This window comes from Roseobacter sp. (assembly GCF_039970775.1).
Classification (GTDB): Bacteria; Pseudomonadota; Alphaproteobacteria; order Rhodobacterales; family Rhodobacteraceae; genus Roseobacter.
Window position 1 is genome coordinate 147,348 of the sequence record NZ_JBDVLG010000049.1, and the last position, 12,288, is coordinate 159,635.

A 12,288-nucleotide genomic window follows, 5' to 3' on the forward strand; every position below is an offset into this window, starting at 1 on the left:
ACACCAGTGGTGTGGTTTGGAAATGGAGAGGGTTCAGGCCGCGTGCCGGGTTAGGCCGGCATCAACCCCGCTTCTTGAGCAGATAGAACTTCTGCTTCGTCCAGGGCACCATCTGCGTTCAGATCCATTGTTGTGAAGGACTCTGCGGTGATGTCTGGATACACAACCTGAACCTCATCGATTGTCAGAACGCCATCGCCATTCGCATCTGCCGCCAACTGTGCAAATGCCGCAGAAGCCGACATCATAGCAATCATCGCGACTGTGGTTTTGGTGATCAGTTTCATTTGGGTACTCCCATTAAGGTTTGAACAATAGTGTCCAAGGCGCTGCTTGGCGCCTCAGTACTGTAGATGCGCAACTTGGCGATATCGTCCCGGCACGGTGGTGGCTGCCCCCGTACGGGCCGTTCCTCGCCGATTGCGGCGCGCAGCAGGAGCGACAGATCGCCGAAAAAGCCCCCAAATGGGCGATCGGCAATAAGCCCCCGTCTAGCCCCCCGGAACAGACCTGCGATGTTGGCGTTGGTCCCAAATAAAGGAGCCCCGATATGCGCCCGACCCACGACATCTCTCCTGTTCTCGATGCCCTCTTGCCCCGTTTGGCCGTTCGGGCCCGGCGGCTGAGCGATAGCGCCAGCGATGCCGACGACTTGGCCCAAGAAACCGCGCTCAAACTCTGGGCGGCGCTGCGCAAAGGCGCCCCCGTAGAAGACATCGACCGATACGCGATGACGATCCTGCGCAATCTGGCGCGCCAACGGTGGCGGTCGCACAAGCCGACCGCCCCGTTAGAGGATGACAGCGCGGCAGTTCCCCCCACGGCCCCCGCGCGCATGGCCTGCGCCGATTTGGCCGCAGCGGTCGAAAAGCTACCCGAAACGCAGGCGCTGTTGATCTATATGATCGCCGAGGGGGAAACCAGCCCCACCGTTTTGGCCCAACGGACCGGCCTGCCCTTGGGGACGGTGATGTCGCGGCTGGCGCGTGCGCGCTCCAAGCTGCGCGCGGATATGGGGATTGCGCAAAAAGCGCCGGTGTCCGACCTGTATTAGATGCCGTAGCCACCCAATCGAAACCCACAAAAAAGGGGGAGCGCGAACGCTCCCCGGTCAGTTTCGCCATTCAGGCTCTCTTTGTTAACCGCTCGGTATTTTTTTGCCTGCGGCCTGAACGTCGTCGGGGGCGAGCGCACCCGCCCCGGATATCAGAGAGGCCAAGGTCCCACCCTGCCCGTCCCCAATTATATTGGAAATCCACCGGATTTCCCCTGCGGGAGACCGTCCCGAAAACCCTTGGGTTTTCTGCGGCATCTCACCCCGCTTGGTCTTTGGGTGGGGTCGGCACCTGCCAAACCCACCCGTTGTTTCGTCGGGGTGCGGTGTGCCAAGGCAAAACCGCGACCCCTACACGCCCCTTTGGGACGCGATCTCTTAGTTGGTCCGCGTGGTGGGACCTGTGCGCATCTGTTGCACGTTCAACTTGGGCCGCAGCTCGCCGATGAGCTCCATTTCAGCGTCTTGCAGACCACAGGCGGGCAGATCGGGATCAGCCGCGACCAACAGTTTCGTGGCCCCCTGCGCCTTTGCGGCGCCGCGTCTGTCATGCGCCGCACGCCGGCTGCGCAGCTCTTCGATCTGCCCCACATAAAGCGGGTTGAACCAGAAAATCCCTTCGGTGCAAAACAGGAACAACCCATCCTCTGCTTCGGGCGTCGCATCGATCGGATGCTCCGTCAGTTCAAACCGTCGCCCGGATGCAGTGATGTAGGAATGTCGCTGTGCGACCGCGTTTGTTGACCGTTCAATCATCGTCGCCCTCCTTAGCTGCAGCCGCTTGTGCCGCCGCAGGTGTTGCACTTCATGCAGGTTCCGTTGCGCACCAATGTGTAGTTGCCGCATTCACCGCAGGCCTCGCCTTCATAGCCCTGCATCTTGGCCTTGGTGCGCGCATCCATCGATGTTGCGCTGCTGGATACAGCCGCAGTCGCCACCGCAACCGCCGCATTGCCCGCAGCCACCGGCGCAATATTGTCGAGGCTGACGGGCTGGCCCGCTGTCCCCTGCTGTCCGCCCTGCAACACCACCAATTCTTGTGGCAAACGTTTGCGCAGGTACCCGGTTGAGCTGATCTGTTTCAGCACCTCAAGAGATTTGCTCGCAGCGCTCTCAGAGAGCTCTGACACGTTGCTCACGCCTTCTTGTTCCCCCTGACCCAAGTCATCAAAGCTGTGCCCTTCGGGGGCCACATGCGCCAGATCGGTACGATCCAGATAAGACACCGCCAATTCGCGGAACACGTAATCCAGGATCGATGTGGCGTTCTTGATGGTCTCATTGCCCTGCACCATGCCCGCGGGCTCGAATTTGGTGAAGGTAAACGCATCGACGAACTCTTCCAGCGGCACACCGTATTGCAGCCCCACCGACACCGCGATGGCAAAGTTGTTCATCATCGCCCGGAAACCCGCACCCTCTTTGTGCATGTCGATGAAGATCTCACCCAAGTTGCCGTCTTGGTATTCGCCGGTGCGCAGGTACACTTTGTGCCCGCCAACGATCGCCTTTTGGGTATAGCCCTTGCGGCGCTGCGGCATCTTTTCACGGTGCGATTTGACGATCTCTTTGACGATCACCTTCTCGACCACTTTTTCCGCCAGAACCGTCGCCTTTTCCTGGATCGAGCCGCTTTCGAGGATCTCTTGCGCCTCTTCGTCGTCTTCGACCAAGGCCGCCGCCAAAGGTTGGCTTAGCTTGGACCCATCCCGGTACAACGCGTTGGCTTTCACACCCAATGACCAGCTCAGCTCATAGGCTTTTTGGCAGTCTTCGATCGTCGCGTCGTTGGGCATGTTGATCGTCTTGGAAATCGCCCCCGAGATAAAGCTTTGTGCCGCAGCCATCATGGTGATGTGGCTGTTCACTTCCAAGAAACGTTTGCCCTTTTTACCGCACGGGTTGGCACAATCAAAAATCGACAGGTGTTCCTCTTTAAGGTGCGGCGCACCTTCCAGCGTCATCGTCCCGCAGACGTGATCGTTGGCGGCATCCACGTCAGCCTTGGAAAAGCCCAGATGCTTGAGCAGATCAAACGTCGGATCATTCAGTTTATCCGCAGGAATACCAAGCACTTGCGTGCAGAACTCTTCACCCAGCGTCCACTGGTTGAACACAAACCGGATGTCAAAGGCCGACGCCAACGCATCATCTACTTTGGCCAGTTCGTTGGGGCCAAACCCATGCCCCGCCAGCGAGGTGTGGTTGATGCCCGGCGCATTGCCGATGGTGCCGTGACCGACCGCATAAGACACGATCTCTTCGATCTGCGCCGACCCGTAGCCTTGTTTTTCAAGGGCGGCTGGCACCGACTGGTTGATGATCTTGAAGTACCCACCACCGGCGAGCTTCTTGAATTTAACCAATGCAAAGTCAGGCTCGATCCCGGTGGTGTCGCAATCCATCACCAGACCGATGGTGCCTGTTGGGGCAATCACCGACACCTGTGCGTTGCGATACCCATGCGCCTCGCCCAGCTCCAACGCTTGATCCCAAGCGCCACGGGCCACGTCGATCAACCGGTCATCGGGGCAGTTTTTGTAATCCAATGGCACCGGCACAACCGATAGATTTTCGTAGCCGCCAGCCCGACCATACGCAGCCGTCCGGTGATTGCGGATCACCCGCAACATGTGGTCGGTGTTTTTCGCGTATCCGGCAAACGGACCCAATTCGCCCGCCATTTCAGCGGATGTTGCATAAGACACCCCCGTCATGATCGCGGTCAAAGCACCACACAGGCTGCGCCCCTCGTTGCTGTCATACGAGTACCCCATATTCATCAGCAACCCGCCGATGTTGGCATATCCCAGACCCAGCGTGCGGAAATCATAAGACCGCTGCGCGATTTCCTTGGACGGGAACTGCGCCATCGTCACCGAAATTTCCAACGTGACCGTCCACAAACGTGTGGCGTGCATGTAGTCTTCGACCTGAAATTCGCCGTTTTGCAAGAACGTCAGCAGGTTCATCGATGCAAGGTTACAAGCCGTGTCATCAAGAAACATATATTCCGAACACGGGTTCGACCCCCGGATCGCGCCGTCTTCTGGGCAAGTGTGCCAGTCGTTCACCGTGTCGTGGTATTGGATGCCCGGATCGGCGCAAGCCCATGCGGCGTGACCGATTTGTTCCCACAATTCGCGGGCCCGCACGGTCTTGGTGACCTTGCCGTCGACGCGGTTGATCAATTCCCAATCGGCATCTTTTTCAACAGCTGTCAAAAACGCGTTGGTCACCCGGATCGAGTTGTTGGAATTCTGCCCCGAGACCGAATTATACGCCTCCGAGTCCCAATCGGTGTCGTAGGTGGTAAATTCGATGCTGGTGTGGCCCTGCTTGGCGTAGTCCAACACGCGTTTCACGTATGTCTCTGGGATCGCTACCTTTTTGGCCGACCGGATCGCCATTTTCAACGCGTCGCTCTTGGCGGGGTCGTAGGCGTCTGCCTCGGCGCCGTCCCATGTCTTGATCGCCTCAAACAGACCGTTCAGCTTCTGTTCGTGCATTTTGGAGCCCGCGACAATGCTCGCGACTTTCTGCTCTTCGATGACCTTCCAGTTGATGAAATCCTGAATATCGGGGTGATCCGCATCCACGATCACCATCTTGGCGGCGCGGCGCGTGGTGCCGCCCGATTTGATAGCGCCCGCTGCCCGGTCGCCGATTTTCAAGAACCCCATCAAGCCCGATGACTTGCCGCCACCCGACAGGTTTTCACCCGCCGCCCGCAGGCTGGAAAAGTTCGTGCCCGTGCCCGACCCGTATTTGAACAGACGCGCCTCGCGGACCCACAGATCCATGATGCCGCCTTCGTTGACCAGATCGTCAGATACGGACTGGATGAAACAAGCGTGCGGCTGCGGGTGTTCGTATGACGATTTGGATTTGGTCAGCTTGCCGGTTTTGTAGTCCACATAGTGGTGGCCTTGCGCCGGACCGTCGATGCCATAAGCCCAGTGCAGGCCGGTGTTGAACCACTGCGGGCTGTTGGGGGCCGCACGTTGAGACGCCAGCATGTGGCGCATTTCGTCAAAATACGATTTGGCGTCGGCTTCGGTGGTGAAATAGCCGCCCTTCCAGCCCCAATACGCCCAAGCGCCCGCCAACCGGTCAAACACCTGTTTCGACGACGTCTCGCCGCCCATGGTCGCGCCTTCGGCTGGGACAGACCGCCACAAAAATTCGGGCACGCCTTTTTCTTTTACTTTGCGCGTCGCCGTCGGGACACCGGCCTTGCGGAAATATTTCTGCGCGATGACGTCGCTGGCAACCTGGCTCCACGATTGGGGCACTTCGACTTGGTCGAGACGAAACACGATTGTCCCGTCTGGGTTGCGAATTTCAGATACGGTGGTCACGAAATCGAGCTCTGCGTATGCATCTTGCCCGGCTTTGGTGAATTTGCGTTCAATTTTCATTTTTTCGCTGCCTCATATCCAGCACGTTTCTTTTCAGACCGACATCGTCATTGCGACATCACCCCAGCCATCCGCCGCAAATCAAAGACACAGCATCCACGTGGTGGCGCAACCGTCTGGCGCTGCCACCCTTGGATCAAACCCATGAAATCGTCTGCTCATCTTTGTCCCGTCGACCCGCCTTGAGCGTATGTACTACATCTTGTGGCGTTATCGTGAACATCTACAAATTGACGTATATGACCCTATTCGGTCAACGCAATTTTTGTCATTTTTTTGTAGTTTAGCGGCTTGACGCATGGGTCGTTTTAGAGGGGCAGGCCTACCACCCGATTCAACATATTAACAGCAGGTTAATATCCCCAAGCCCGCCGATTTCGACGCCAAATACCCAACCCAAATTTCTTAAATGGTTTGGCCCGTTTAGCCTGTTTGAGCAAATTTTACCCCGAAACTGTCCACAGAGAATTGGGGGTAAAGCGACAATTTGACCGTCACACCAAACAATCCACAAAATTGCGGGCGGCCCACTCACGAAGTGTTACAGTTTTACCTCAGAGGCGCGAAATACCGCCCGTCGCCTCCCCATATATAGGGAGCCAATGGGCGATACACCAAAACCAACACAACATCTTGTTGGTCGCACGCGGCACACCACTTGGCAGATTTTGGCAATCACCCCGCCATCGCCATGGATGATTCCCATCAGCACGCCCCAGCTACCGCCGACGATTCCCCTTGCGCGCGCAGCATTGTGCCTGCCCCACGCAGTTTCCCAAAGCAATCAGCCCCACATTACACAGATCGAAGAGCGACCACTTCAATCACAGGTGATCAGATTGGGGCCGCCGATACCAAAGAACAAAAACGACTGACCGCCACTATTGAAGCGACCACCGTCAACTCAGATGTGGAAAGTAACCCTGAACCTGCGGCTGGGTGCCCCGGGTCAAATCGTCTGCAGATACTGAATGGGGGACTGACCGAAGGGGGTATCGCCAATGCCGTACCCAGCACTCAGATTTCAGGGGGGTAAATGCCAGATCATGGCGGAGGAGGTGGGATTCGAACCCACGGTACGCTTTCACGTACGTCGGTTTTCAAGACCGGTGCATTCGACCACTCTGCCACTCCTCCGACGAAACCGTCCTAATCTGACAAAAATGATTCTGAAACCTAAAAAACCCAATCTTTTGATGGGGAATGTCGCCGAATTGATACCTGACGTCTTCCCAGACGCCGCGCACCACGGTAGGCTGCCCCGCAAGATCCCTCTTTAGTGGGACGCAGAGCACGCCGGATCATCGGTGAACAGGCAAGGACACTCAGCATGAGCGGCAAGAGCAGATATTATTTCAGACCCGGTTGTCAGATCACCTTTGGCATTTTTGCGATGACCTTACTCAGCGCATGCGACACCGCGGGCGGCTTTAATCTGGCCGATGCGTTCAAACCAAAACCGCAAGCGGCGGCCAGTGCTGCCGCGCCTGCCGCCGGGGATGGCACCCAGCAAGACGTCGAAGCCCCCGAGATATTCGCCGCCAATGAAGCCGGGTTGTGGGATGGGCGGCCATCGTTGGGTGGTGTCTGGGTGGCCCACCCCGATGTGACGGACCCTGAGCGGGTGCTTATCCGCAACGCGTCCAACGGGCAGTTCGTCGTTGGCGCGCTGTTCCGCCGCGAACGCGATATTCCGGGCCCGCGTCTGCAAATGTCATCTGATGCGGCCGAGGCGTTGGGCATTTTGGCCGGTGCACCGACCGACCTTGAGGTCGTGGCCCTGCGCAAAGAGCTCGTTGTGGCCACGCCCCCCCCCGCGCAAGACACGATCGCCCAACCCGCCGAGATCACGGAGACCTCTCTTGATCCGATTGCCGCAGCCGGTGCCGCGATTGATGCCGCAGCCCCGACCCCGGCAAGCCCCGCTGCCGCAGACCCCGCCCCCGTCGTGCAATCCAGCCTGCCACAATCGGCGCTGTCAAAACCGTTCATCCAAATCGGGATTTTCAGCCAACAGGCCAACGCACAACGCGCCGCCAAACAGATGCGCGGGGCCGGATTGATCCCCACCGTCAAAGAACAACAGCTGGGCGGCAAACCGTTTTGGCGCGTCGTTGTGGGGCCTGCGGGTTCTGCGAGCGAGCAAAAAACACTGCTGTCCACCATCAAAGGCGAGGGTTTCTCTGATGCCTACGCCGTGTCCAACTAGACGCAAAAAGGAGCGCTCATCCGTGATCCGTCTTGCCACTGCCCTTCTGGCCCTCGGCCTGTCCACCACATCCGTGTCGGCCTTTGACACCCAAGCCACATCCGCGTTTGTGATTGATCAAACGACCGGAACCGTGTTGCTCAACAAAAACGCCGATCAACCGCTGCCGCCTGCGTCTATGTCCAAACTCATGACGTTATACATGGCGTTTGAGGCGGTGCGGCGCGGCAAAACCAACGGCGGGCTCGACCTGAACGAGGAATTGCCCGTGTCCGAACACGCGCAATCCTACGGTGGGTCCAGCATGTTCCTGCGCTCTGGCGAGCGGATCTTGGTCGAAGACCTGCTGCGCGGGATCATCGTTTTGTCGGGCAATGACGCCTGTGTGGTCATCGCCGAGGCTCTGTCGCCCGACGGCACTGAATACGGTTTTGCACGGTTGATGACCCAACGCGCGCAAGAATTGGGCATGACCAATTCCAGCTTTGTAAATTCGAGCGGTTGGCCACAGGCCGGGCACCTGATGTCGATGCATGATCTGGCGATCCTCGCCAACCGGCTCATCACAGATTTCCCCGAATTTTACCCGTTGTTTGCCGAAACCGAATTTAAATTCGACAATCGCGTGCCCAGCAACACGCTCAACCGTAACCCCGTGTTGTCCATGGGGATCGGCGCGGACGGGCTCAAAACCGGCCACACCGAAGAGGCAGGCTATGGCTTGACTGGATCCGCCAAACAGGGTGACCGCCGGATTATTTTTGTACTGACCGGGTTAGACAGTTCGCGCGCGCGGGCGCAGGAATCGCAGGCCGTGGTCAATTGGGCGTTCCGCCAGTTTGCAATGCGGCCCTTGGCAAAAGAGGGCGAACAATTCGCGCAGGCCGACGTCTGGATGGGCAATCAACCCACCGTTGGGTTGGTCGCGGGCGAAGATCTCAGCGTCTTGATGCCTGCACTGGCCGCCAACGAAATCAAGGGCGAGGTCGTTTATACCGGCCCGCTAAGCGCGCCGATTGCCGCCGGTGACCAAGTCGCCGAACTGGTGTTTACCTTGGATGGGTTGCCCGAAACCCGCGTGCCATTGGTCGCGGACCGCGATGTGGCGGCGGGTGGTTTCCTCAGCCGGGTCACCACAGCCGCGCGCGTTTTGTTCAAAATGATCGTTCAGGGGCCCGAGGAGACAACGTGAGCGCACCAGCGCCCGGCCCGGCACGATTTATTACCTTTGAAGGCATCGACGGGTCAGGAAAATCCACCCAAATCAAACGGCTCGCCGACGACCTTACAGCACAGGGTCACGATGTGATTGTCACCCGCGAACCCGGTGGATCCGCCGGGGCCGAAGAAATTCGGGCGCTGGTGTTGCAGGGCGAACCTGATCGCTGGTCGGCTGAAACCGAAATATTGCTGTTCACTGCTGCGCGCCGCGATCACATGGAACGCACGATTTTACCGGCGCTGGCGGCGGGCAAGATCGTGCTCTGTGACCGGTTTGCCGATAGCACACGCATGTATCAGGGTCTGTCGCGCGGCGATCTGCGCGCCGTGGTCGACCAGTTGCACACCCTGATGATCGGGCGCGAACCGGACTTGACAGTGTTGATAGATATGGACCCCGCCGTGGGCCTGAGCCGTGCCTTGTCGCGCCAAACGGCCGATGAACGGTTCGAGGCCTTTGGCGAAGGCCTGCAAGCCGCCATGCGTCAGGGTTTTTTGGATCTGGCGCAGGCCGCGCCTGACAGGTTCCGCGTTGTGGATGGCGCGCGCGAAATAGATGCCATCGCCCAAGATATCGCCGCCATCGTCACGGCCACGATCACATGACCACGCCCGACCAAATAGACGGCGCGCCTCACCCGCGCGACACCGCACAGATTTTCGGCCAAGACACCGCACAGCAGACGTTTCTGGATGCATTTGCCACGGGGCGGTTGCATCACGCGTGGCTGCTAACCGGCCCGCGCGGCGTGGGCAAGGCAACGCTGGCATGGCAAATCGCACGGTTTTTGCTGGCGACCCCACCGCTGGATGAAGACGGGTTGTTTGGCGCACCGCCCCCGCCTGAAACTCTGCACATCGACCCAGATCACCCCGTGGCGCGGCGCATTGCAGCAGGTGCCGAACCCGGCCTCAAGGCGATCACCCGCACGCCCAACCCCAACACAGACCGGATGCGCGACCAGATTGTGGTCGATGATATTCGCGCGTTATCGGGGTTCTTTCAGCTGTCGGCCACCGATGGCGGGCGGCGTGTGGTGATTGTGGATGCCGCCGACGACATGAACACCTCCGCGGCCAATGCGCTGCTGAAAATGCTCGAAGAACCCCCTGAACGCGCGACACTTTTGTTGATCAGCCACCAGCCATCGGGGTTGTTGCCCACCATCCGGTCGCGGTGCCGCACGTTGCGGTTGGGCACGTTGGCACCGGCAGATATGGCGCGGGCCTTTGACCAGGCGCAGGTCGATGTCAGCGGCGGCGCCGAGGCACTGGCCGAATTGGCGGGCGGGTCTGTGGGCGCGGCGATCCGGCTGGCGGCGCTGGACGGGATGATCACCTATGGCACGCTGATCCGATTGATCGGGTCGATGCCCCAATTTGACCGCGCCGCTGCGTTAAAACTGGCCGAAAGCGCCGCCGCGCGCGGGGCCGAGACAAAACGCGACCTGTTGTTTGACCTGATCGATCTGGCCCTGTCCCGGCTGGCCCGCACCGGCGCAACCGGCCACCCCCCCGCCATTGAGGCCGCCGCCCAAGAGGCCGCAACCCTAACGCGGCTGGCCCCTGATCAGGCCGCCGCCCGTGCTTGGGCGCAGATTGCACAAGATACCAGCGCCCGCGCCCGCCACGGGATCGCGGTGAACCTTGACCCTGCCGCGCTGGTCCTAGATACCCTGATCAAGATGAGCCAAACCGCCAGAGCGTAATCAAACGCCGGCGCGCAATTACCGGACCGGCATGACCGACATACCCCAGATCACCGACAGCCACTGTCACCTTGATTTCCCCGATTTCGAAGGCCAGCTCGATGATGTCATCGCCCGCGCCGCCGAGGCCGGCGTGACGCGCATGGTGACCATCTGCACCAAGCTAAAAAACGAACCTGCCGTGCGGGCCCTCGCCGAGGCCCATGCGCCGGTGTTTTATGCCGCAGGCACCCACCCCATGAGCGTCGCCAGCGAGCCCATGGCCACGTTGGACGATCTGCTGGCCATCGCCCAGAACCCCAAATGCGTTGGCATTGGCGAGACGGGTCTTGATTATCACTACACCGCCGAAACCGCGCAGGTGCAACAGACCTCGCTGCGGGTGCATATCGAGGCCGCGCGAACCACGGGCCTGCCGCTGATCATCCATGCGCGGGGCGCCGATGACGACATGGCGCGCATCCTGACCGAAGAACACCAAAACGGCGCCTACACCTGTGTGCTGCATTGTTTTTCGTCCTCGGCTGATCTGGCGCGGGCCGCGTTGGATCTGGGATTTTATCTGTCGATGTCGGGCATTACCGCGTTTCCCAAATCGCAAGACCTACGCGATATTTTCGCCACCTGCCCGATGGACCGGATTTTGGTGGAAACCGACGCGCCCTACCTGGCACCGCCCCCCTATCGTGGCAAACGCAACGAACCCGCCTACACCGCGCAGACCGCGCGCCGGGGTGCCGAAACGATGGGCCTCGAATATGGCGATTTCGCAGCCCACACGCAGGCCAACTTTGACCGGCTCTTTACCAAAGTGGCACAGTTCAAAGGGACCACCTGATGGATGACCTGCGGGTGACGGTCTTGGGCTGCGGGTCAAGCGGCGGTGTCCCCCGGTTGGGCGGGCATTGGGGCGACTGCGACCCCAGCAACCCCAAGAACCGTCGCCAACGCTGTTCGCTTTTGGTGCAACGGCAAGGTGCGGCAGGCACGACAACCGTGCTCATCGACACCACACCCGATCTGCGCAATCAACTGCTGGCCGCAGATATCGGGCGGCTTGATGCGGTGATTTACACGCATTCCCACGCAGACCACGTGCACGGGATAGATGACCTGCGCATGATCGTGTTCAACATGCGCGCGCGCCTGCCGGTTTGGGCCGATGCACCCACCCGTGATGCTTTGCTGCACCGGTTCGACTATGCGTTTGTGCAACCCCAAGGGTCGACCTACCCGCCGATCCTCGACATGAACCTGATGCACGGGGATGTCACCATCAGCGGCGCTGGAGGTGATATCACCTTTACCCCCTTCGAAGTAGCCCATGGTGGCATCAACGCCCTTGGGTTTCGCATCGGCGACCTCGCCTACCTGCCCGACGTGTCGCAGATCCCCGATACGGTCTGGCCTGTGCTGGACAACCTTGAATGCTGGATCGTTGACGCCCTGCGCCGCGAACCACACCCCACCCACGCCCATTTGGCGCGCACATTGGAATGGATCGACCGGGTCAACCCCAAACGCGCGGTGCTGACCAATATGCATATCGACCTCGACTATGACACGGTGATGGCCGAAACCCCGCCCCATATCGAACCCGCTTATGATGGGCTGACGCTGACATTCCCCGCGCCCTAATCCCACCCACCCGGTGCCGCAAGGCACAGCGCAAAG

At 59.6% G+C, this 12,288-nt stretch carries 10 protein-coding genes and 1 tRNA gene; 7 read left to right on the forward strand and 4 right to left on the reverse strand.

Going from position 1 to position 12,288, the window contains the following annotated elements:
* Positions 1 to 50 precede the first annotated feature (50 nt).
* Complete coding sequence (locus ABJH13_RS12770; protein WP_348406594.1) at positions 51 to 287, reverse strand: hypothetical protein; 237 nt, start codon at positions 285 to 287, stop codon at positions 51 to 53.
* 263 nt (positions 288 to 550) lie between these two features.
* Between ABJH13_RS12770 and ABJH13_RS12775 the strand changes: the two genes are divergently transcribed.
* Positions 551 to 1,054, forward strand: coding sequence for an RNA polymerase sigma factor (locus ABJH13_RS12775; RefSeq protein WP_348406595.1), 504 nt, complete (start codon positions 551 to 553; stop codon positions 1,052 to 1,054).
* Between the two features lie 378 nt (positions 1,055 to 1,432).
* On the opposite strand, the gene ABJH13_RS12780 is transcribed toward ABJH13_RS12775, so the two are convergent.
* From ABJH13_RS12780 to ABJH13_RS12790, 3 genes are all read right to left on the reverse strand, one after another.
* Positions 1,433 to 1,810, reverse strand: coding sequence for a hypothetical protein (locus tag ABJH13_RS12780; protein WP_348406596.1), 378 nt, complete (start codon positions 1,808 to 1,810; stop codon positions 1,433 to 1,435).
* Between the two features lie 11 nt (positions 1,811 to 1,821).
* Positions 1,822 to 5,475, reverse strand: coding sequence for a vitamin B12-dependent ribonucleotide reductase (locus tag ABJH13_RS12785; RefSeq protein ID WP_348406597.1), 3,654 nt, complete (start codon positions 5,473 to 5,475; stop codon positions 1,822 to 1,824).
* 1,047 nt (positions 5,476 to 6,522) lie between these two features.
* Positions 6,523 to 6,612: transfer RNA gene (locus ABJH13_RS12790), tRNA-Ser, on the reverse strand.
* A gap of 193 nt (positions 6,613 to 6,805) precedes the next feature.
* On the opposite strand from ABJH13_RS12790, the gene ABJH13_RS12795 reads away from it, so the two are divergent.
* The 6 genes from ABJH13_RS12795 to ABJH13_RS12820 are packed head-to-tail and all read left to right on the forward strand — an operon-like array spanning position 6,806 to position 12,252.
* Positions 6,806 to 7,684, forward strand: coding sequence for an SPOR domain-containing protein (locus ABJH13_RS12795; protein ID WP_348406598.1), 879 nt, complete (start codon positions 6,806 to 6,808; stop codon positions 7,682 to 7,684).
* A 22-nt stretch (positions 7,685 to 7,706) separates the two neighbouring features.
* Positions 7,707 to 8,876, forward strand: coding sequence for a D-alanyl-D-alanine carboxypeptidase family protein (locus tag ABJH13_RS12800; protein ID WP_348406599.1), 1,170 nt, complete (start codon positions 7,707 to 7,709; stop codon positions 8,874 to 8,876).
* On the forward strand, positions 8,873 to 9,511 hold the full coding sequence (gene tmk / locus ABJH13_RS12805) for a dTMP kinase (RefSeq protein WP_348406600.1): 639 nt from the start codon (positions 8,873 to 8,875) through the stop codon (positions 9,509 to 9,511). The genes ABJH13_RS12800 and tmk overlap by 4 nt, the downstream gene beginning before the upstream one ends.
* Positions 9,508 to 10,614 (forward strand): DNA polymerase III subunit delta', encoded by a 1,107-nt coding sequence (locus ABJH13_RS12810; RefSeq protein WP_348406601.1) that lies wholly within the window; start codon positions 9,508 to 9,510, stop codon positions 10,612 to 10,614. Before tmk ends, ABJH13_RS12810 begins: the two co-directional genes overlap by 4 nt.
* A 31-nt stretch (positions 10,615 to 10,645) precedes the next feature.
* On the forward strand, positions 10,646 to 11,452 hold the full coding sequence (locus tag ABJH13_RS12815) for a TatD family hydrolase (RefSeq protein WP_348406602.1): 807 nt from the start codon (positions 10,646 to 10,648) through the stop codon (positions 11,450 to 11,452).
* Positions 11,452 to 12,252, forward strand: a complete 801-nt coding sequence (locus tag ABJH13_RS12820; RefSeq protein ID WP_348406603.1) for an MBL fold metallo-hydrolase — start codon at positions 11,452 to 11,454, stop codon at positions 12,250 to 12,252. The genes ABJH13_RS12815 and ABJH13_RS12820 overlap by 1 nt, the downstream gene beginning before the upstream one ends.
* The last annotated feature ends 36 nt before the right edge of the window (positions 12,253 to 12,288 follow it).

Excerpts from the sequence above, each read along its gene's own strand:
- ABJH13_RS12775 (WP_348406595.1), top strand. The coding sequence starts at position 551 with ATGCGCCCGACCCACGACATCTCTCCTGTTCTCGATGCCCTCTTGCCC.
- ABJH13_RS12795 (WP_348406598.1), top strand. The coding sequence starts at position 6,806 with ATGAGCGGCAAGAGCAGATATTATTTCAGACCCGGTTGTCAGATCACC.
- ABJH13_RS12820 (WP_348406603.1), top strand. The coding sequence starts at position 11,452 with ATGGATGACCTGCGGGTGACGGTCTTGGGCTGCGGGTCAAGCGGCGGT.
- ABJH13_RS12810 (WP_348406601.1), top strand. The coding sequence starts at position 9,508 with ATGACCACGCCCGACCAAATAGACGGCGCGCCTCACCCGCGCGACACC.
- ABJH13_RS12815 (WP_348406602.1), top strand. The coding sequence starts at position 10,646 with ATGACCGACATACCCCAGATCACCGACAGCCACTGTCACCTTGATTTC.
- ABJH13_RS12770 (WP_348406594.1), bottom strand. The coding sequence starts at position 287 with ATGAAACTGATCACCAAAACCACAGTCGCGATGATTGCTATGATGTCG.
- ABJH13_RS12785 (WP_348406597.1), bottom strand. The coding sequence starts at position 5,475 with ATGAAAATTGAACGCAAATTCACCAAAGCCGGGCAAGATGCATACGCA.
- ABJH13_RS12780 (WP_348406596.1), bottom strand. The coding sequence starts at position 1,810 with ATGATTGAACGGTCAACAAACGCGGTCGCACAGCGACATTCCTACATC.